This window comes from Microvirga yunnanensis (assembly GCF_025460875.1).
In genome coordinates, this window is record NZ_JAMXFI010000160.1 from 1 (window position 1) to 19,006 (window position 19,006).

The window sequence follows — 19,006 nt, forward strand, 5'->3', positions numbered from 1 at the left end:
GCTTCTTAATCTCCGGAGCATAGCGCTGCACCCAACGAAAGAGGGTGGATGGGTCTACTTTGACACCGCGCTCCTGCATCATCTCAGACAGATCGCGATAGCTGATCCCGTACTTGCAGTACCAGCGTACGCACAGCAAGATGATCGCGATTGGAAAACGACGGCGCTTGAAGATCGACAACCGGATGGCTCCTCGAGTAGCCATCCCTCGCTACACGGCAAAGGTTAATGCAACATGGGGTTATTCCGGGCCTGGTGCCCTTCGACGGTAAAGTAGGGTCTGATGTGATCAGGCCAAACTGGAAGCCAACGGAGAGTATCCTCATGAAGCAGTATGTCGGATTGGATGTATCGCTGGAGCAGACAGCCGTCTGCATTGTCGATGAGCATGGGAAGGCGCTCTGGCGCGGCAAATGCGCCTCGACGCCCGAGGCCATTGCGGCAGTCGTCAAAGCGAGAGCGCCGCATGTGGTGCGGATTGGCCTGGAAAGCGGCCCGCTGTCGACATGGCACTGGCATGAGTTGAAGAAACACGGCTTGCCTGTGATTTGTCTGGACGCCCGCCATGCCAAGGCAGCGCTGTCCCTGCAGGTGAACAAGACCGACCCGAATGATGCGCTCGGTCTGGCACAAATCGTGCGCACGGGCTGGTATCGGGAGGTCACCGTCAAGAGCTTGGACAGCCAAGTGATCCGTAGCTTCCTCAGCTCACGAGCCCGTCTGGTCGAGGTGCGTGTCGACCTGATTAACCAGATCCGCGGCATGCTCAAGCCCTTTGGTCTGGTCGCCGGCAAGGGAGGCCGTCAGCCCTTTGTTGACCGCGTGCGCGAACTGGTAGCCGATGGGCCACTGAAGGATGCTGTTGAGGCCCTCCTGACAGCCTTGCAGGAGGTCAGCCGGCAAATCGGCATCCTCTCCCGTCGCCTCATGGCTCTGGCACGACAGAACCAAGCGGCTCGGCGGCTCATGACGGCTCCTGGCGTCGGCTCACTCGTGGCATTGGCGTATATCAGCGTCATCGATGCGCCGGAACGGTTCTCGAAGTCCTCGAGTGTGGGAGCTTATCTTGGTCTGACCCCGCGACGCTACCAGTCGGGCGAGGTCGACCGGAGCGGGCGGATCTCGAAATGCGGCGATCCGCTCCTGCGAACCTACCTCTTTGAGGCGGCGGGCATCATTCTCAACCGCGTCTCGCGCTGGTCGTCGATCAAGGCGTGGGGGACGCGGCTCGCCAGGAAGGTCGGTGGAAAGAAGGCCATGGTGGCGGTCGCCCGTAAGCTGTCGGTCATCCTCCACAGAATGTGGCACGATGGTACCGACTTCCGCTGGTCCAACAAGGAGGGCCTGCCGGCATGAGATTGTAGCTCACGAGATCCGCCCCCTGGCGGAGTGATGTCCCTTGTCGGGACGAGGCAGCAGCCATCGCGTGGGCACCGTTGCGGCCTGAAACCTGAACCTCAGGGAGCAGATTGACCGCGTATGCAACATGGCGAGGCTGAGGCTTCCGACCCCATCATGCGGCGGTGTTTGCCGACCACGGAGAGAACCATGACCCGACAGGTGATATCAGCCGAAATGACGGAAAGGGCCGCTCAAAGGGCTTGACCAGGATCCCCGGAATAAGAGAACAATGCCACCTGCACCATAGGGGCGCGTGGCGATGAAGACGTCGGCGTAACGGGCCTGTTCCGCCACCTTAATCGACATGGTGCCGAAGGTCTCGTCGAAGCGGCGTATCTCGGTTGGCACCTGAAGTCCGGTGAGCCTCTCGGCCAGACGCTTTGACGTGGCATCGCCGTCCTTGCGGGCTTGTTCTTCCAACTCGGTCACGAACTGCACGACGGCGGCAGCGCCGCCATCGAACGGCATGGCAATGGACAGGTCAGGCAGAAGGTTGGTGAAGACGCCGATCAGGTGAGCCTGCCCGGCGGACGCAATGGCTTGGCCATATTAAAGACGGATCTCGTCCTCCGGGCTTCCATCCAGATGCACCATGATGTCCTTGATCATCGTCCTCTCCCTCTGCCGGCCCAGGCGAGAAGCGGGTTCGCCGAGCCATCAATCTCGACCATTATGTGGTCGAAATCAGGACCGATGCTTTGATCTAGCGCAACGCACTTGGCGAAAGCGGCTGTCATTGTACGACAATCCTCTGCCCTACCACGAGGGTGAGAGCACGGAGGCTGAAATGCCACTTCGCACTTCCACGACGCTTAAAGGTGGCCGAGCCTCCAACCGTACGACCCAGGTTGCCCCGCTGCACGCACAGCCAAGTAAGGCAGCCGCAGCTCACGTCTTGGTTCCCCCACCGGAGGGTTCAACGGATAGTTGGGATGACGCTCAGCTCCATCGCCTCCGGGATGTTCTTGACCATGCTGCCCATGCGAGCCTGGCACGCCTCACCGGCGGGCTGTCACCGGCAGCCGTTGCCGACGCCTACATGGATTGGGCCGTCCACCTGGCCATCTCGCCGGGTAAGCAGGTGGAACTCGCCACCAAGGCAGCCCGCAAATGGGCTCGACTGGCGCAGTTCGCCTCCCACTGCGCAGTGGGCGGAGGCAGATGCGAACCGTGCATCGAGCCGTTGCCCCAGGACAAACGCTTCACTGAGGCCGAGTGGCAGCAATGGCCGTTCAATCTCATGCAGCAAGGCTTCCTGCTCCAGCAGCAATGGTGGGACAACGCCACGACCGATGTAGACGGCGTCACCAAGCAGCATCAGGCCGTGGTCGAGTTCATTTCGCGCCAGATCCTCGACATGGCATCGCCGTCGAATTTTCTCCTGACCAACCCGGTCGTGCAGCGGCGCATCATAGGAACGGGAGGCCAGAACCTCGTGCAGGGCTTCCGCAACTTCCTGGACGATTGGGAGCGGATTGTCCGCTCCAAGCCCCCCGCTGGCGCGGAGCACTTCCAGCCAGGCCGCGATGTGGCCGTCACGCCGGGAAAGGTGATCTATCGCAACCGCCTCATTGAGCTGATCCAATATGAGCCGACAACCGAGCAGGTTCGGCCGGAGCCGATCCTGATCGTGCCGGCCTGGATCATGAAGTACTACATCCTGGATCTTTCCCCCGAGAACTCCCTCGTCCGTTATCTCACGGACCAGGGCTTCACGGTGTTCATCATCTCCTGGAAGAACCCGACCGCGGAGGATCGGGACCTGGGCATGGACGATTACCGCAAGCTCGGGATCATGGCCGCGTTGGATGCCGTGAACGCCATCAAGCCCGATCAGAAGGTTCACGCGGTCGGCTACTGCCTTGGCGGCACACTCCTCTCGATTGCTGCGGCCGCCATGGCCCGCGATGGGGACAAGCGCCTGGCGACCATGTCCCTGCTGGCGGCGCAGGCCGACTTCCGCGAAGCCGGAGAGCTCACGTTGTTCATCAACGAGAGCCAGGTCCACTTCCTGGAGGACCTCATGCGGAGCCAAGGCTATCTCGACACCCGGCAGATGGCAGGAGCCTTCCAGCTTCTGCGCTCAAACGACCTGATCTGGTCGAGGCTCGTCCGCCACTACCTCATGGGCGAGAGGACGCCCCTGAACGATCTTATGGCTTGGAACGCCGACGCCACCCGCATGCCGTACCGCATGCACACGGAGTACCTGAGGCAGCTCTTCCTCAACAACGATCTCGCCGAAGGACGCTTCCAGGTCGATAGCCGGCCCATCGCCGTCAGTGACATTCGGGCGCCGATCTTTGCGGTCGGCACCGAGCGCGATCACGTGGCGCCCTGGCGGTCGGCATTCAAAATCCATCTCCTGGCGGATACCGACGTCACCTTCCTTCTCACTAAGGGCGGGCACAATACCGGCATCGTTGCCGATCCAGGTCAGGCTAAAGGAAACTTCCAGGTTCTGACGAGATCCGCCAGCGGTCACTATCTGGATCCCGACACTTGGACCAGGGTTGCGCCCCGCTTCGAGGGCTCCTGGTGGCCGGAATGGGTGCGCTGGCTGGGCTCACATTCCGACGAGCATACCAATCCACCGGCCCTGGGTGCACCGGCGCAGGGTTACCCTGCCCTGTACGATGCACCCGGCACCTATGTGAAGCAGGCCTGATCGGCGGCCGTGACATCTCCCCGAGGCTATGGGGTGATCGCCACCTTCAGCACGCCGTCGCGCTGGTTGGCGAAGAGGTCATAGGCCTCCTCGATCTGATCGAGCTTGAAGCGGTGCGTCACCAGTGGCCGCGTGTCGACGCGTCCCGAGGCGATGGCTCCCATAAGCCGGCGCATGCGCTCCTTGCCGCCGGGGCAGAGCGTGGTCCGGATGGTATGATCGCCAAGGCCTGCCAGGAATGCGTCGAGCGGGATCTTGAGGTCACCCGAGTAGACGCCGAGCGATGAGAGGCTGCCGCCTGGACGGAGCACGCGCAACGCTGCCTCGAAGGTCTGTTGCCGCCCGAGCGCCTCAATCGAAATATCAACGCCGCGGCCATCAGTGAGGCGGCGGATCTCCTCGACCGGATCGGCCTTCGTGAAGTCAACGACGTGATCGGCGCCCATTCGGCGTGCCATCTCGATGCGCTCGGGCACGCTCTCGACCGCAATGATCGTCGTTGCCCCCATCAGGCGCGCGCCCGCGGTAGCGCACAGACCAATCGAACCTTGTGCGAAGACCGCCACCGTATCGCCAATGTGGATGTTGCCGCTCTCCGCGCCGGAAAAGCCGGTGGACATGATGTCGGGGCACATCAGCACCTGCTCGTCGGTGAGACCGTCCGGCACCAGAGCCAGGTTCGTCATGGCATCCGGCACCAGAAGGTACTCGGCCCGTGATCCATCGAGGGTGTTGCCGAAGCGCCAGCCGCCGAGCGGCTTCCAACCATGCTTGGTGCCGGCCGCATCCTGGGAGTGGCACCCGCACAGGCAAGCCTCGCTGTACCCGCTCGGAGTGATCGCGCCCGCGACGACCCGCTGGCCCTCGTGGTAGCCTTGCACCGCCGAGCCGAGCTTCTCGATGACGCCGACCGGCTCATGACCGATGGTGAGGCCTCGGGCCACCGGGTATTCGCCCTTGAGGATGTGGACGTCAGTGCCGCAAATCGTGGTGGTGGTGATGCGGACGAGCGCATCGTGGGGACCAACGTCCGGAATCGGCTTCTCGTCGAGCACGATGCGGCCGGGCTCGACGAAGACGGCAGCTTTCATCCTTGGCATGGCAACCTCCTCCTATGTGCTGTGTCGGTGCTTGGCCGCTCTCCTGACGTGGCCTGCCGTACCCCTGACGTCAGTAGGAGAGGAACAGCGCTACGGGGCATTGCTTCAGGAGGGACTGGGTCACGCCACCGAACATCAACTCGCGCAGCCGCGAATGGACGTATCCGCCCATGACGATCATGTCAGCACGGGTCAGGGTAGCGTGGTTACGCAGGGTCTCGGCCACGTCGCCGTTCAGGGCCGGCAGGGTCTGGACATTCACATTGAAGCCGTGGCGGGTCAGATGCGGCGCGATGTCGGCGCCGGTTACGGTCCTGGGCAGGTCCTTCTCGCCCATCACGGCGACCACTTCCACGGTCTCGGCCGCCCGCAGGAACGGCAGGGCGTCGGCCGCGGCACGGGCGGCGCGGCCGCTGCCGTCCCAGGCCAGGATAACACGCTGGGCGCGGAATACGGCCTGACCGGGCGGGACAACAAGCAGTGGACGGCCGCTGTCCATCAGCAGGGCATCGATCAGGCCCCGGTCGAGGGCGAGGGCTTCCGGCTCTGCGTCGACCACGGTGAGATCATGCAGACGGGCCTGCGCCCGGAAGACGGCGAGCAGTGCCGGATAGCTGAGATGCGGGGCTGCGGTGGACCACACAATTCCCGCCGCGCTGGCATCGCCTTGGGCACTGCGGGCCGCCGCCTCGGCAAGGGCGTGAAGGCGCTGGTTCTCCTCCTGGACAAGACCGGCCACGACCTTGCTGATCCCGGCACTCGACAGGTCCAGCTTGACGGAAGCGGCCTGGACAGTGGCGTGGGCGCCCGCCTGCTGCGCCAGCGAGAGGCCATAGCCCAAGGCGGCCGAGTTCTCGTCGGGACCGAACTCCTTCGTCAGGCCGATCAACACGCTCTTGATGTTCTCGATCATGTCATTCCTCCCTCTCGTATCCCTGGAGCGAGACCGTGGAAGAAGAAATCGCCCCGCGTAGGAACATCACCTCGATCTGCCGCAGAGGTTGAGAAAACAACCTGCGCCTGCGGCTTAGCTGCGGCTATGGCAGGGCATGAGCCGAAGCCGGCTTGATGTCCTTCGGCTGCACGATTTTCTCCCCACCCGCCATGTTCTTGATCAGGTAGGCCGGCAGACGCTCGGTCCCAGCCGGGACAATGTTGACGACGCAGTAGGTGCGTCCTTTCTCCCTGTCAGCGGCACCCTCGCTCAAACGGACAAGCTGACCGATGTGAAACGTGGATTGCATGGAACCCTCCTGAAGGCTTCGGTGGGATCAGCACCTGAGATCAACCACAAGGAAATCCTCTTAGGCTGCGAACGACTGGCCGCGTTGCTGCATCCAGAGCTGGTTCAACAGGTCGACATAGGGCTGACGCCTCTCACAGTGGGCGGCCCTGAGTTTTTCGCTGATGGACTGCTTGATTTCCTTGGCGCTGGCGCTCTTCTCGACTTTCTCCAGTTCGACCTGGTGCTCGAAATCGATGTGGCCTAGCGTCCGCGCGACCTCTTTCATCATCAGGTCAAGGCCGGGCGAGTACATCCGGTACTGATGGCTGGCGTGATTGGACATGTTTCCCTCCATGATTGTTCATCATTATGTGGAGCCACGTTGATCCAAGAACTTTACGGCATCTTAGGCCAGTATCGTTGATGCGGAGCAAAGAGAAACTCCGTATTTTTACGGAGACATGGCCCGCAGGGCAGCCCCGGCCACGCGGATATCCGAGGGAGCCGGTCCTGATCGGAGGGGAGCCTATGATCGATCAGCAATATGACGAGCTCACTCGGAGAATGCTGGATGACGCAGCGGGCCGGATCGAGAATGGCCCCGATAACGAGGACACCTTAATCTTCATTTCCAACGCGCTGTCTGACTGCACCACGGCGATCGATGCCCATGCTGAAGGCGTCGAGATGTCTGCGCAGACGTTTAAGTCCATGTGCAGAGTCCTTCATGCGATCCGCATCAGGATTGATGCCGCCGTAGCGCGCCCGTAGAAGCATTCATGCAGTTGGAGGCGATTCATCCGTGCGTCTAGTTAGTTCTCAGGCAACGTATGAGGTGTTTCCGAAGCTAAGCCGCGCGGGATGAGCCTGCTGATTTGCACCTTTTCAGTGGTACCTTCTGGGCATGACGTGGCCAGTGTTTGTGATGGGCCTCGCCCTTCTTGTGCCTGTTGTCTTGACCTTCGACCCGGCCGCAAGTCCAGGCTTAGGATGCCGATGCAGGCGAAAAAGTCTTTGCCGTTTGCAAGGCCTGCCACCAGGTCAGCGAGAACGCCAAGATGCGGTGGGTCCCACCTGAACGGCGTCACCGGACGGCGCTCGGGATCCGTGGACGGCTATAAGCACTCCCCGTCAACAAGAACTCCGGCCTGACCTGGGACGAGGCGACGTTCGCCGAGTACATCAAGGACCCCAAGGCCGAGGTGCCGGGCACACCGAAACGAAAAGCCGCCCCGTCAGGAGCGGCTTGAGGCTCAGCATGAGCTGACACCTTAACAGGCTGATCAAGCCGTCTGCAGGTTGGTCGCAGATTCTTTGCCGGTGCGGCGGTCAGCTTCCACCTCATAGGAGATCTTCTGGCCTTCCGCCAAGCCACGCATTCCGGCGCGCTCGAGCGCGGTAGCATGGACGAAAACATCCTTGCCGCCATTGTCCGGTTGAATGAAACCATAGCCTTTGGTTTCGTTGTACCACTTCACAGTTCCAGTCGCCATTGGATCTCCTTTTTGTTCCATCAGATGCGCTTTTGCCCGTTCATCGGGCCGTGAATGGCGGAGAGGTCAAGCATTCGGCCGGACGCGGATCCGTCCCAAATTTCGATCACCGACATGCTCCCTCCTCCCTTTCGTCAAGCCCAATACCTCTCGGCGGACCCGTCGGGCACTTGGGAGCCTCCCGTAATCGCTAGGCCGCGGCGAGGATCTCGTCGGCCGGCCCAAAGAACTCGTAGTGGATGCGGTTCGACCGGAATCCGGCCAAGGCCAACCCTCCCACGAACGCCCGCAGGAACGGCCGCGGGCCGCACAGGTAGAAGCCGGCCTCGTTCAGTGGCGTGTTGGCCCGCAACCAGTCCACCGTGATCAGGCCTTCATGATCGTAGTCGTCCCCGAGCCGATCCTCCGGCCGCGGCTCGACGTAGAAGGTTGTCGCGCGGCTGTTGGGATAGGCCTCGGCCAGGGAGAGACACGGTCCCTCATGGCATGGGTCGAGCCGTTCAGCGTGCCATGCACGTAATGCACAGCCTTGTTGGGATAGCGGGCCGCAATGGTCTCCAGCATACTTATCATCGGGGTTAGCCCGACGCCGCCGCTCAGGAGCACCACGGGGCGCGGCGACTCCTCGTTGAGGAAGAACTCGCCGGCGGGCGGCGCCACCTTGAGAACGGTCCCGATCTCGGTCTGCTCATGCAGTCAGGTGGAGGCGATGCCCTGCGGTTCCCGTTTGACAGAGATCCGGTAGGTCTCGCCGTTCGGCGCGCTGGAGATGCTGTAGTTGCGCTTGAGCGGGTGCTGGCCCGGCACTTCGATCCAGAAGGTCAGGTACTGACCGGGCTTATGGAGCAGGACAGGCCGGCCGTCCTCGGGCCGGAGCACGAAGGAGGTGATGACCTCGCTCTCGCGCTGCTTGCTCTCGATCCGGAAGTTGCGCCAGCCGTTCCAGCCGCCGGGCGCCGTGGAGAGACTGGTGTAGATGGCCTTCTCGCGTCCGATCAGCACGTGCGCCAGGAACCAGTACGCCTCGCCCCAGGCGGTGAGGATCTCGTCCGTGGCGGCATCCCCAAGAACGTCCTTGATCGCGCCGAGCAGCGCCTCGGCCACGTGAGGGTAGTGCTCGGGCAGGATGTTCAGGCCTACGTGCTTCTGGGCGATGCGCTCGACGGAGGGCGCCAACGCGCCCAGGTTGTCGATGTTCTGGGCGTAGGCCAGGATGGCGCTCGCCAGCGCCTTGGGCTGCGAGCCGGTCTCGCCGTGATGCGACTGGTTGAAGAGGTCGCGGATCTCCTCGTTCCGGAACATGCGCTCGTACATGCGCTTGGTGATCGCCAGCCCATGCTCCTGAAGCGCAGGCACCGTGGCCTTCACGAGATGGATGGTATTGTCACTCAATGTGTCCGTCACGGATGACCTCCTGGGATGCCGCATCAGGGGAAAGGGTGCCGACGGACCGGTTCGGCATGGGTGAGGCCCGCCGTAGGTTCTCAGGCGTTACGCCGTCGGGTCCGGTGCCGAAACCCAGGCTTTTTCCTTAAGGGATTGCCCTGACCACCTTCGGTCGCAGGCCAGACGGTGTCCCGGTCACTGCCGCCGCGACCGCGCGGTCGGTGTCTCGGCACGCTGAGCCTTCTCGGCGGCCGCCTGGACGTTTAGGCCCGCCAGAGCTTGGGCTGAAGGTCGTCTTCGGGATTCCGTTCTTCGGCAGCCGCACCCGCCCTGACGTGACGAGCATGCGGATGTGGGCCAACGCGCCGCGCAGGTGAGCTGCTGCGGGCTGGCATCGATCCAGGCAATCCGAGACAGGCGCCTTAAGGACAATTCCTGAATGGTTCGGCAGGGCGCTTGGGACATATCAATCCTGCACCCGCAGAGCGGGGGTTTGCCCAAGGATAATGCAGCAGGGCCACCATGCCAATCTTCCCAGGATCGATCATTCTCGTCATCGACGATGACGCCGCCGTTCGGCAGTCCCTTAAGTTCGCCCTTGAGCAGGAGGGGCTGGAGGTGCACCTCTACGACAGCGGCGAGCAGCTCCTGGCGGATCCCGCCCTGCCCCAAAGCGGGTGCTTGGTCGTGGACTATGCCATGCCGGAGGTGGACGGGATCACCCTGGTCGAGCGTCTGCGGCAACGACATGTTGGCCTGCCGGCCATCCTGATCACGGCTAAAGGCTCACCGGCGGTCCGGGAGCGCGCCCTGCGCTCCGGCTTCCAGCAGGTCTTGGAGAAGCCCCTCGAGGACAGTTCCCTGCTCGACGGCATCCACGGTGCTCTGGCGGCCGCCGCATAACCAGGCCCGCTGCGCCGGGGACGACCTCCGTAGAATCCCCTAGGGAGAGTATCTGAATTTTGCGGGATCAAGCGTGGGAGTATTGATCAACTCAGGTCAGACACCCAGAACGAGGGTTCCATGCACACCGCCCTTGCCGCCACCGCTTCGCTGCCCATCCAGGGCCCCGCCCTGCTTACGGGCGTTCCGTCGTTCCGCCCGGAGCGAGAAGCCGTCATTGTGGGCGCAATCCGTGCCTTCACGAAAGACGAGGAAATCTTCGCCGAAGGTGACAGGACAGTCTTTGTGTACAAGGTGGTGTCCGGTGCAGTGAGGACCTGCAAGCTCCTCAATGACGGGCGACGGCAGATTGCGTCTTTCCACCTGCCAGGCGATTTCTTTGGCATCGAGACCGGGGAGGAGCACCGCTTCACCGCCGAGGCGCTTGGGAACACGACCGTAATCAAGTATCGGCGCGGCAGCCTCGACACGTTACCAACCGGCGGTGAGGCCTTGTCCCGGCAGATCATAGCCGCGATGATGCGCGCGCTCGAACGAGCCCAAGCCCACATGCTATTACTTGGCCGCAAAAGCGCCGTGGAGAAAATCGCCGCTTTCCTGCTCGACCTGGCAGAGCGTGAGACTGACCACGGACACATCGATCTCCCAATGTCCCGAACCGACATCGCCGATTATCTCGGTCTGACGATTGAGACCGTGTCCCGCACCCTCACACAGCTGGAGCGCCAAGGCATCATCGCGATGCCGGCGCAGCGGCGATCGATCGTGTTGCGGAACACGGCTGCACTGCAGCACCTCGACAGTTGACCGCCGTCTCTGATGATCTGCACTCCACGTCATGATCGTCTGCTCCTGCAACGTTTTCTCAGATGGTGACGAAGACCTGCCTGTCGCATGGGCCCTTGTGCCCGCGCACGCTGGCCCAGGTCTACCGCTGCCTCGGCTGCAGTCCTCAATGCGGGCGATGTGCAACGACCATCCGCTCCATCCTGTCCAACCAGGCGTCCCTAGCGGCGCAGCAGCCCACGGCCCGCTGCGCGCAGAACTCCTGTGGCTCCCTGTGTGGCCCATCCCCGCGCCGCCCCGGGCGAAGACCGGCCGTGCTGCAGGTGCTTACCCATCACTCATCTGGATTGATTGCCACAACATCATCGTTCAGCGATCATGGCTGACATTTAATGCATGGAGGGAGTGTCATTCATTGATCACCGCCGCACAAATCCGTGCTGCCCGTGCTCTCCTTGGCATTGACCAACGCCAGCTCGCGGAGATGGCAGGGGTCTCGCTGCCAACCATCCAACGCATGGAAGCAAGCGCAGGTAATGTGCGAGGGGTGGTTGAGACGCTTACGAAGGTTGTCGAGGCGTTCGACCGGGCTGGGATAGAACTCATCGGCGAGAATTCGGTGAGCCGTGAAGGCGGACGAGGCGTGCGGTTCAAGCAAGTCAAGACCGCAAGCGGCTCCTCCTGACGCAAATGACCGCGACCGTTGCTTTGGAGCAATGATCCCTGCCGCTCCAGTGGCTAGAGGAGGCGCCGGTATGCCTGCACGGGCTGTTGACCTAACCTTTGCCGAACTGTTCACTCCGAAGCTCGTCACGGTCCTGCGGGAGCGATATCGATTAGCCGACCTCCGCGCTGATGCCGCGGCTGGTTTGACGGTCGCTATTGTAGCCCTGCCGCTCTCGATGGCGATCGCCATCGCCTCAGGGGTGAGCCCCGACCGGGGCCTTTACGCAGCTATTGTCGGAGGCTTCATCGTCTCGGCACTGGGAGGAAGCCGGTTTCAGATCGGCGGGCCGGCAGGGGCCTTTATCGTGCTGGTGGCGGCAACTGTCGAGCAGCACGGCGTCGATGGGCTCCTCCTTGCAACCATGCTCAGCGGCCTGATTCTGCTGGCGATCGGGTTCCTGCGGCTTGGAACCTTCATCAAGTTCATCCCCTATCCGGTGACCGTGGGCTTCACGGCCGGCATTGCCGTCATCATCTTTGCGAGCCAGCTCAAGGAACTGCTGGGGCTCCGGCTCGACAAGGAACCCGGGCCCTTCATTCCCAAGCTCATGGCGCTCTGGGACGCCCTGCCGACCCTGAATGTCGCGGCCTTGGTAGTAGCTTTTCTGACCGTTGGCATCATTGTCATCGTCCGGCGCTTCCGTCCGCACTGGCCGGTGTTCGTCATTGCGGTGGCTGCAGCCGCCCTCGCGACCTGGATCCTGGGCTTGCCCGTCGAGACCATTGGAACCCGCTTCGGCGGCCTGCCCCAATCCTTGCCCGCGCCACATCTGCCCCCGATCTCCGCCGCGAGGATCGCCGAGCTTCTTCCCGCCGCCCTGTCATTTGCCCTGCTGGGCGGCATTGAGAGCCTCCTTTCGGCCGTGGTCGCAGACAGCATGACGGGCCGTCGCCACCGCTCGAACTGCGAACTGGTGGCGCAGGGCTTCGCGAACGTTGCCTCGGGGTTGTTTGGCGGCATCTGTGTCACGGGCACGATCGCCCGTACCGCCACAAACGTCCGCTCTGGGGCCCGTGGTCCGGTCGCAGGGATGCTGCACTCGGTGTTCTTGCTCCTGTTCATGCTGACTGCGGCGCCGCTCGCCTCCTTCATCCCGCTCTCGGCTCTGGCGGCTGTCCTCGCGACCGTTGCCTGGAACATGGCGGAAAAGCATGAGTTCGCGACGCTGCTGCGGGCCTCGAGGGGGGACGCCGTGGTACTGCTCGCCACGTTCCTGCTGGTGGTATTCCGCGATCTCACTGAAGGTATCCTCGTGGGCTTCGGCATTGGCGTGCTCGTGTTTCTGCAGCGGATGGCGGAGGCGGTCGAAGTCGAGCAATCTCCCCTCCTGCCGGAGGAGGATCGCCCCGACACCGTGAACGGCAACGGCCGTGAGCCGTACGATCCCACGCTCGCGACCGATCCGGACGTGGTGGTGTACCGGATCTCAGGCGCATTCTTCTTCGGCGCGGCCGCAACGGTGGCCGCGGCGCTTGATCGCATCGCAGAACATCCTAAGGCTTATGTCATCGATTTCTCGGCCGTTCCGGTGCTCGACAGCACGGCGGCTGCCACCATCGAGGGTTTCGTGCGCAAAGCACAACGGCACAACGCAGCCATCTATGTTGCTGGCGCCCGACCGCTGATCCGGCGGGTGCTACTCACCCATGGCATACGGCCACCGCGAGCCCGCTTCAAACGAACCGTGCCGGAGGCACTCGCGTCAGTTCATAACAAGTTTGAGGAGGACGAGCCTCCCGCAAAGTTCTGAAGGTAATCCATGACGAAAGGCATGGATGAAGGCCTGTTCGAGCCGACAAATAATTGTGCTGCCCAGTGCGCGACGGCAGATCTCAGATTTGGAAGCGATCGTTTTGCGTCGGAGCGTATGGCACTACCACCTGATTGACCGGCGCTGATGAAAGGGCACGACAGGCGAGTGGTCCTGACCCATCAAACTTTCCGGGCATTTTGATCCTTGAGGAGGGTCAGTGCCATGAAGAGATCGCGGTATACGGAAGAACAGATCGCCTTTGCCCTGCGCCAGGTGGAAAGCGGCACACCGGTGGCCGAGGTGATCCGCAAAATGGGCATCACCGAACCGACGTTCTACCGATGGAAGAAGCAGTTCGCCGGCATGGGCGTGGCCGAGATCCGACGCCTCAAGCAGCTCGAGGATGAGAACACCCGGCTCAAGAAGCTCGTGGCGGATCTCAGCCTGGACAAGACCATGTTGCAGGACGTGCTCAAAAGAAAGTGGTGAAGCCCGTCGTTCGGCGCGAGATCGCAGGCCATCTGCAGAGGGCCTATGGCATCAGCGAACGACGGGCATGCTCCGCCACCGGCTTCCAACGCTCCTCGCAGCGCTACCGCCAGCGATCTGATCCGCAGGTCGAGCTGCGGATGCGGCTCAAGGAGCTCGCGGCTGCCCGTGTGCGCTACGGCTATCGTCGGCTGCACATTCTGCTGCGGCGGGAAGGCTGGCCGGTGAACCACAAACGCACCTACCGCCTCTACCGCGGGAAGGGCTGTCGATCCGGCCCAAGGCACCCAAGCGCAAGCGCGCCTGGCGCTACCGACAGGGTCGTCCGGAGGTGGGTGGTCCCAACGAGGTGTGGGCGATGGACTGGCAGGAGCTGACCAGCTTTTCGACGGACGTCCGTTCCGGATCCTGACCGTGGTGGACTGCCATACGCGAGAGTCACTGGCGATAGTGCCGCGAGTGAGTTTCCGGGCCCATCAGGTGGTGGAAGCACTCGATGAGATCGCCAGAAGCCGTGGCCGTCCCAAGAGCCTACGGGTAGACAACGCCCGGAATTTGCCGGTCGGGCCCTGGACCAATGGGCGTATCTCAACCGGGTGGAGATCGACTTCTCGCGGCCCGGAACGCCCACGGATAATGCGTACATCGAGGCATTCAACGGCCGCCTGCGGGCGGAGTGCCTGAATGCATCATGGTTCTTATCCATGGCCGATGCCCGGGAGCGGATCGAAGACTGGAGGAGAGATTACAATGAGACCAGGCCCCATACGGCGCTCGGCGGCTTGACGCCGAACGCCTTCGCCCAACAAACTCATCAAGCCCGGAAAGTTGCATAGGCCGTGGATCACATATGGGGGCAGCTCCAAACCAACCCTGAATTAACATCACACCCGGATCACCCACATGGGGCAGGCCACATCAGATCTTGTTCTGGCCCCTTCAAGCCTGATGGACGTTGGTGCGGCGAACGAAAGTTTGTAGGAATCTATTGACGCCATGTTGTCAAATATGACAACACGGCCTATATGGCAAGAAAGACTAGGCCGATCTCATGGATCAAGGCGGCCCGAAAGGATTTTGAGGAGTTTCCCTTGGGGACACGGCAGGAAATGGCCCGTGCCCTGACCGTCGTGGCCGAGGGCGGGCACCCTGATATCGCCAAACCTCTGACAGGGCTTGGTTCAGGGGTGCTGGAGCTGGCCCTAAAGCACCGGGGAGATGCATTCCGCGTCGTGTACGCGCTGCAGATAGGAGATGAGATCTGGGTTGTGCATGCGTTCCAAAAGAAGTCCAAAAGCGGGATCGGCACGCCCAAAGCCGAAATCGACCTGATCCGTGACCGCCTGAAACGGCTGAAGGAGGCCTTGCGATGAACGACGATTTTGAACTGGTGCGAGGCAGTGGCAACGTCTTCCGCGATCTTGTCCTGCCTAACCCTGACTTAGAGCAGCTGCGTTCGATCCTGGCGGCGCAGATCGTCAAGACGCTCGATCGCCGGCACCTGACGGTCCGCGAGGCCGCCGAGCTGACAGGGATCGCGGCCGCCGACTTTTCTCGCATCCGCAACGTCAAGCTGGACCGGTTCACCGTGGACCGGCTAATGACGGTGCTCGGCCGCCTCGGTCAGCAGGTTGATGTCAATGTGAAGGTACGGTCGAGTGCCAAGCGTCATCCTCCTGCTCTAGCGCATCGTTGACGTAAACATTGCACGCGACAGAGACGATCGACGCGTTCTCGGTCCCGAGTCTTCTGCGGCGGAAGTTTTTATGAAAGATGCACAATATAGTTATTTAGTTTCAATGGAAAGCATAGTCGCGCCTATGCGGCTACGCGCGAGGGGCTAACACGAGCATAAGCATCTATGTTTTAGGCTGCCTGTTGTTTTGATCGGCTTCGCCGATAGGCGCTGGTCACATTCAAGCGCATCCGCACAACCTCCTCGCTGGCGCCATAAATGTCAGACGCTTCGGTGAGGGAGTATTTGCGCTCTGCGACGAGAAGGGCAGCCTCTTCTGAAATAAGAAGGGCTGGGCCAAGCCAAGCGGCTTCTTCTTCGATGTTAGCGTCGTAGTGCCTGGAGCCGGTCTCATTGAGCAGAGGCTTCGATGGATGGATCAAAAGCTCATGGCTCAATTCATGAGCGATGTTAGCGGCCTGACGCTTCTTGTGGTGACCATCATTATGGATGATGAGGCGGTGAGGTCCTTTGCACAAGGTAACGGCGGAAAATTCAGCCTGGCCTTTCTTCCCGCGAGGGTATGCTACCTCGGTTTTCCGCTGGATGATCTGACCTTTGTGGTCACGCACTTCCTGCCGCATCTCAACCGGGATGCAGTCTACCGCATCCTCAAGGCTGAAGGCTTAGGCCGCCTGCCGCCGGCGCAGCAGCGCAAGCGCAAGCTCGGCACGTTCAAGGACTACGATCTCGGCTTCGTGCACATGGACATCAAGCATCTGCCGAAGCTGCAGACCGCCAATGGGGAGCGGCGCAAGCGCTCTCTCTATGTAGCCATTGACCGCTGCTCGCGCTGGGTGCACCTGGCCGTCTATGATGACGAACTGGCCACAAGCGCGGTCGCCTTCCTGAAAGAGGCGGTCCGTGCCTTCCCATTCAAGGTCACACACGGGCTCTTGCCGCCGGCGTCCCCTTCGACTGGGTCGCTGCCGACACGATCTATGGTGTGGGAGCCATCGAGATGCAGTTGCGCCGGGCCGGCAAGGGCTACGTGCTGGGCGCGCATGCCACGGATCAGTTCTCCTCCTGGATCGACAAGCCCGAAGTGGCCGGCACGGCCGAGCAGATTGCCAAGGCTCTGGCGCCTGAGACCTGGCAGCGCCTGTCGGCGGGCGACGGCACCAAGGGAGCGCGCTTGTATGACTGGGCGTACGTCGAGTTGGCCGATCTTGAGGCGGAGGAATACAACGAGGCGCTCACCGGCCTGTGGACGCGCGGCCTGTTGATCCGCCGCAACCTCTCTGATGGGGACCTGGCGTTCTTCTCGACCTGGTGTCCAGCCGGCACGCCGATTGAAGAGCTGGTGCGGGTGGAAGGCCAGCGCTGGGCGATCGAGGATGCGTTTGAGACGGCGAAGACCGAGTTGGGGCTCACCCACAACGAGACGCGCTCCTGGCATGGCTGGCACCGGCACGTCTCATTGGTGATGCTGGCGTTTGCCATGCTGGCGGTGGTGCGCGAGCGCGCCAACCGCTTCACCTCACCCCAAAAAAGTCGAGACGAAGCCAGGCTGCAGCGTTGGTATGCTGGTCTGTCCAGGAAATCCGCCGCGTCGCCACACGCCTCCAGCAGCGCCGGATTGAGCCTGCCCTCGTGATCGCTTGGTCCGCCTGGCGCCGCGCGCATCAGGCGATGGCGCAAGCCTCACATCGCAAACGAAAGGTGCAACTCACATGGGCATTGGTCCGTCAAGATGCTGGTTCATCGGAACACCGATCAGATCTCCGGCTGGTGTTTGGCATCCAAGGTCTGAGCCCGTTGCATGATCTGGCCCGTGTCCAGCGCCAGCTCCCACTCACATCCGGTCGCTGCGCGCACGCAGCCGCACCATCATCCCGCTTGCAGCGGACGGGGGCTCAGGCGACGGGACCCTTCTGTAGTGCGGCACTGAACGCCCTATTGCACATCGGTCCGTCCACCTGGATCCGCCGGGCCTGATCAGGGTCCGGCGAAGCACATCCACCCAGTCGTGCCGTGCCTTACGCAGGCCTCATCACGGCACCCTCGATGATCACTCCGGCTATCGCATACTTCCAGAGCGCGATCAGCAGCTTACGGGCGAGCGCCACGATCATCGACTTCTTCAGGCGCCCGCCATTGCGCCGGACCCGCTCCTGGAACCACTGGCTCAGGGCCGAGGCCGGCTGATGGCGCAGCCACAGCCAGGCGAGCTCATTGTGGTGCGCAGGCGCGGATTGCCGGCTTTCGAGACGCCTTGCTCGCGATCCACCGATCCGCTCTTCCAGGGGGTGGGCCAGGCCCGCATAGGCGGCCACCTGCCGGCGATTGGCGAAGGTGCGGAACAGGCCCTCCACCCACAGAACAGCGGCGGCTTCCCGACCGATGCCTTTCAGGGGAAGCAGGCGCCCGGGTGGCACGGCGCCGGCCTCCTCGTCGGCACAGGCGAGCAGGTGATCCCGCTCGGCCTCGACTGCTTTGATCTGCTCCAGCAGCAAATCGAGCCGGTCGAGTTCGCGGCTGATTTGAGCCTTGAGATGAACCGGCAGCGGCCGGCCATCGCCGGTCGTGAGCGCCTCGAGCCTTGTTCTGCGGTCGCGGTGCAGGGGCTCATAGTCGCCGATCCCCTGCGCGAACAGCAGGCCCTTGACGCGGTTGACGTGCTGGATCCGCTCGGCGGTCAGCGTCTTGCGCTCGCGGCTGATGCGGCGCCGATCCTCCTGCTCAGGCGTGGGAGCCCGGACCATGGCACAGACCCGCGGCTCCCCGCGCTTGTAGGCCAGCAGCGTGCGCACCAGAGCCTCGCCGTCAATCTTGTCGGTCTTGGCCCGCCGGCAGCGGCGGGAGACCGCAATCGAGGCGGGATCGACGACATGGCTCTCGATCCCCTCGCTTAACAGCACGTGATGGATCCAGAACCCATCCAGTCCCGCCTCCTGAACAGTGATGATCGGAACCATCTGACCGGTTCGCGCGCGCGCTTTCTCCTGCAGCTGCGCAAACCGCATCAGCAGGCCGGCCACATCGCCGCCCCGCACGCTGTGCCTGGACATCGTCTCGCCGGCCCCGGGCGACAGAGAGGTGATCAGCCACACCGAAGACTCAGTTCCAGGGAGACGAAGATTGCGCCAAGATGGGTGCGGATAGCGGTTTGCTCAAATCGGGGCTCAACGGACATCGGTTGGTCTCCAGCGTGAGTGGATACAGCAACCTCACTCTGCCAGAGAGTGGACCGCTATCCACCCCCATAGGATCTGTAGTGCTAGAGGCTGATGAGCAATTATCTTTCCTTTCGCGTGAGGCGGCGCAGCAGAATGCGGCTCATGGCGAGGTAAAGCAGCATCTCGCCGGTCTCGACCAGGCGTTCGTAGTCCTTGGCCAG

16 protein-coding genes and 7 pseudogenes are annotated in these 19,006 nt (G+C 62.4%); 13 read left to right on the forward strand and 10 right to left on the reverse strand.

Annotated features, from left to right (window positions below; all coding sequences use genetic code 11):
• A pseudogene (locus NF876_RS39440) lies at positions 1–181 on the reverse strand (IS6 family transposase); the annotation flags it as partial.
• A gap of 143 nt (positions 182–324) precedes the next feature.
• Here NF876_RS39440 and NF876_RS39445 point away from each other — a divergent pair.
• A complete protein-coding gene (locus tag NF876_RS39445; RefSeq protein WP_210805773.1) occupies positions 325–1,356 on the forward strand; it encodes an IS110 family RNA-guided transposase in 1,032 nt (343 codons plus the stop codon).
• A gap of 210 nt (positions 1,357–1,566) precedes the next feature.
• Here NF876_RS39445 and NF876_RS39450 read toward each other — a convergent pair whose 3' ends face one another.
• The gene (locus NF876_RS39450) at positions 1,567–1,869 is read right to left on the reverse strand and encodes a hypothetical protein (RefSeq protein WP_210805775.1); all 303 of its coding nucleotides are present in this window, start codon (positions 1,867–1,869) and stop codon (positions 1,567–1,569) included.
• 319 nt (positions 1,870–2,188) lie between these two features.
• On the opposite strand from NF876_RS39450, the gene NF876_RS39455 reads away from it, so the two are divergent.
• Positions 2,189–4,069: a PHA/PHB synthase family protein gene (locus NF876_RS39455; RefSeq protein ID WP_210805777.1), complete on the forward strand. Its 1,881-nt coding sequence runs from the start codon at positions 2,189–2,191 to the stop codon at positions 4,067–4,069.
• 26 nt (positions 4,070–4,095) lie between these two features.
• Here NF876_RS39455 and NF876_RS39460 read toward each other — a convergent pair whose 3' ends face one another.
• The 4 genes from NF876_RS39460 to NF876_RS39475 all read right to left on the reverse strand — a co-directional run bounded on the left by NF876_RS39460 (position 4,096) and on the right by NF876_RS39475 (position 6,737).
• Positions 4,096–5,169 carry an NAD(P)-dependent alcohol dehydrogenase gene (locus NF876_RS39460; protein ID WP_210805779.1) on the reverse strand — a complete coding sequence of 358 codons (1,074 nt, stop codon included), beginning with the start codon at positions 5,167–5,169 and terminating at the stop codon, positions 4,096–4,098.
• Positions 5,170–5,239: 70 nt separating this feature from the next.
• Complete coding sequence (locus tag NF876_RS39465) at positions 5,240–6,082, reverse strand: universal stress protein (RefSeq protein ID WP_210805781.1); 843 nt, start codon at positions 6,080–6,082, stop codon at positions 5,240–5,242.
• Positions 6,083–6,206: 124 nt separating this feature from the next.
• Positions 6,207–6,413, reverse strand: coding sequence for a hypothetical protein (locus NF876_RS39470; RefSeq protein ID WP_210805783.1), 207 nt, complete (start codon positions 6,411–6,413; stop codon positions 6,207–6,209).
• 60 nt (positions 6,414–6,473) lie between these two features.
• Complete coding sequence (locus NF876_RS39475; protein WP_210805785.1) at positions 6,474–6,737, reverse strand: hypothetical protein; 264 nt, start codon at positions 6,735–6,737, stop codon at positions 6,474–6,476.
• 185 nt (positions 6,738–6,922) lie between these two features.
• Between NF876_RS39475 and NF876_RS39480 the strand changes: the two genes are divergently transcribed.
• Together NF876_RS39480 and NF876_RS39485 are read left to right on the forward strand one after the other, a co-directional pair.
• Positions 6,923–7,165 carry a hypothetical protein gene (locus NF876_RS39480; protein WP_262273282.1) on the forward strand — a complete coding sequence of 81 codons (243 nt, stop codon included), beginning with the start codon at positions 6,923–6,925 and terminating at the stop codon, positions 7,163–7,165.
• A 218-nt stretch (positions 7,166–7,383) separates the two neighbouring features.
• A pseudogene (locus NF876_RS39485) lies at positions 7,384–7,608 on the forward strand (c-type cytochrome); the annotation flags it as partial.
• A gap of 69 nt (positions 7,609–7,677) precedes the next feature.
• On the opposite strand, the gene NF876_RS39490 reads toward NF876_RS39485, so the two are convergent.
• Positions 7,678–7,887: a cold-shock protein gene (locus NF876_RS39490; protein ID WP_262273283.1), complete on the reverse strand. Its 210-nt coding sequence runs from the start codon at positions 7,885–7,887 to the stop codon at positions 7,678–7,680.
• Between the two features lie 190 nt (positions 7,888–8,077).
• Positions 8,078–9,291, reverse strand: a pseudogene (gene hmpA, locus NF876_RS39495) (NO-inducible flavohemoprotein).
• Positions 9,292–9,795: 504 nt separating this feature from the next.
• On the opposite strand from hmpA, the gene NF876_RS39500 reads away from it, so the two are divergent.
• The 7 genes and pseudogenes from NF876_RS39500 to NF876_RS39535 all read left to right on the forward strand — a co-directional run bounded on the left by NF876_RS39500 (position 9,796) and on the right by NF876_RS39535 (position 15,627).
• Entirely contained in the window at positions 9,796–10,176 is a 381-nt protein-coding gene (locus tag NF876_RS39500; protein WP_210805791.1) for a response regulator transcription factor, read from the forward strand.
• A gap of 120 nt (positions 10,177–10,296) precedes the next feature.
• Positions 10,297–10,983: a helix-turn-helix domain-containing protein gene (locus tag NF876_RS39505; RefSeq protein ID WP_210805794.1), complete on the forward strand. Its 687-nt coding sequence runs from the start codon at positions 10,297–10,299 to the stop codon at positions 10,981–10,983.
• 394 nt (positions 10,984–11,377) lie between these two features.
• Positions 11,378–11,647 carry a helix-turn-helix domain-containing protein gene (locus NF876_RS39515; protein WP_210805796.1) on the forward strand — a complete coding sequence of 90 codons (270 nt, stop codon included), beginning with the start codon at positions 11,378–11,380 and terminating at the stop codon, positions 11,645–11,647.
• 70 nt (positions 11,648–11,717) lie between these two features.
• Positions 11,718–13,439, forward strand: a complete 1,722-nt coding sequence (locus NF876_RS39520; protein WP_210805798.1) for a SulP family inorganic anion transporter — start codon at positions 11,718–11,720, stop codon at positions 13,437–13,439.
• Between the two features lie 225 nt (positions 13,440–13,664).
• Positions 13,665–14,767 (forward strand): annotated as a pseudogene (locus NF876_RS39525) (IS3 family transposase).
• 189 nt (positions 14,768–14,956) lie between these two features.
• On the forward strand, positions 14,957–15,304 hold the full coding sequence (locus NF876_RS39530; protein ID WP_210805005.1) for a type II toxin-antitoxin system RelE/ParE family toxin: 348 nt from the start codon (positions 14,957–14,959) through the stop codon (positions 15,302–15,304).
• Positions 15,301–15,627 carry a helix-turn-helix domain-containing protein gene (locus NF876_RS39535; protein WP_210805007.1) on the forward strand — a complete coding sequence of 109 codons (327 nt, stop codon included), beginning with the start codon at positions 15,301–15,303 and terminating at the stop codon, positions 15,625–15,627. Before NF876_RS39530 ends, NF876_RS39535 begins: the two co-directional genes overlap by 4 nt.
• Before the next feature lie 170 nt (positions 15,628–15,797).
• Here NF876_RS39535 and NF876_RS39540 read toward each other — a convergent pair whose 3' ends face one another.
• A complete protein-coding gene (locus NF876_RS39540; RefSeq protein WP_247654123.1) occupies positions 15,798–16,250 on the reverse strand; it encodes an ImmA/IrrE family metallo-endopeptidase in 453 nt (150 codons plus the stop codon).
• Here NF876_RS39540 and NF876_RS39545 point away from each other — a divergent pair.
• Together NF876_RS39545 and NF876_RS39550 are read left to right on the forward strand one after the other, a co-directional pair.
• Positions 16,200–16,562: pseudogene (locus NF876_RS39545) on the forward strand (transposase family protein); the annotation flags it as partial. The gene NF876_RS39540 and the pseudogene NF876_RS39545 overlap by 51 nt on opposite strands.
• A pseudogene (locus NF876_RS39550) lies at positions 16,553–17,263 on the forward strand (IS701 family transposase); the annotation flags it as partial. The pseudogenes NF876_RS39545 and NF876_RS39550, both read left to right, overlap by 10 nt.
• A 382-nt stretch (positions 17,264–17,645) precedes the next feature.
• Here NF876_RS39550 and NF876_RS39555 read toward each other — a convergent pair.
• Positions 17,646–18,802 (reverse strand): annotated as a pseudogene (locus NF876_RS39555) (IS110 family RNA-guided transposase).
• Positions 18,803–19,006: the final 204 nt, after the last annotated feature.

What these genes read in the sequence shown, in the direction of transcription:
- NF876_RS39445 (WP_210805773.1), top strand. Translation starts at nt 325, where the DNA reads ATGAAGCAGTATGTCGGATTGGATGTATCGCTGGAGCAGACAGCCGTC.
- NF876_RS39450 (WP_210805775.1), bottom strand. Translation starts at nt 1,869, where the DNA reads ATGCCGTTCGATGGCGGCGCTGCCGCCGTCGTGCAGTTCGTGACCGAG.
- NF876_RS39455 (WP_210805777.1), top strand. Translation starts at nt 2,189, where the DNA reads ATGCCACTTCGCACTTCCACGACGCTTAAAGGTGGCCGAGCCTCCAAC.
- NF876_RS39460 (WP_210805779.1), bottom strand. Translation starts at nt 5,169, where the DNA reads ATGCCAAGGATGAAAGCTGCCGTCTTCGTCGAGCCCGGCCGCATCGTG.
- NF876_RS39465 (WP_210805781.1), bottom strand. Translation starts at nt 6,082, where the DNA reads ATGATCGAGAACATCAAGAGCGTGTTGATCGGCCTGACGAAGGAGTTC.
- NF876_RS39470 (WP_210805783.1), bottom strand. Translation starts at nt 6,413, where the DNA reads ATGCAATCCACGTTTCACATCGGTCAGCTTGTCCGTTTGAGCGAGGGT.
- NF876_RS39475 (WP_210805785.1), bottom strand. Translation starts at nt 6,737, where the DNA reads ATGTCCAATCACGCCAGCCATCAGTACCGGATGTACTCGCCCGGCCTT.
- NF876_RS39480 (WP_262273282.1), top strand. Translation starts at nt 6,923, where the DNA reads ATGATCGATCAGCAATATGACGAGCTCACTCGGAGAATGCTGGATGAC.
- NF876_RS39490 (WP_262273283.1), bottom strand. Translation starts at nt 7,887, where the DNA reads ATGGCGACTGGAACTGTGAAGTGGTACAACGAAACCAAAGGCTATGGT.
- NF876_RS39500 (WP_210805791.1), top strand. Translation starts at nt 9,796, where the DNA reads ATGCCAATCTTCCCAGGATCGATCATTCTCGTCATCGACGATGACGCC.
- NF876_RS39505 (WP_210805794.1), top strand. Translation starts at nt 10,297, where the DNA reads ATGCACACCGCCCTTGCCGCCACCGCTTCGCTGCCCATCCAGGGCCCC.
- NF876_RS39520 (WP_210805798.1), top strand. Translation starts at nt 11,718, where the DNA reads ATGCCTGCACGGGCTGTTGACCTAACCTTTGCCGAACTGTTCACTCCG.
- NF876_RS39530 (WP_210805005.1), top strand. Translation starts at nt 14,957, where the DNA reads ATGGCAAGAAAGACTAGGCCGATCTCATGGATCAAGGCGGCCCGAAAG.
- NF876_RS39535 (WP_210805007.1), top strand. Translation starts at nt 15,301, where the DNA reads ATGAACGACGATTTTGAACTGGTGCGAGGCAGTGGCAACGTCTTCCGC.
- NF876_RS39540 (WP_247654123.1), bottom strand. Translation starts at nt 16,250, where the DNA reads ATGCGGCAGGAAGTGCGTGACCACAAAGGTCAGATCATCCAGCGGAAA.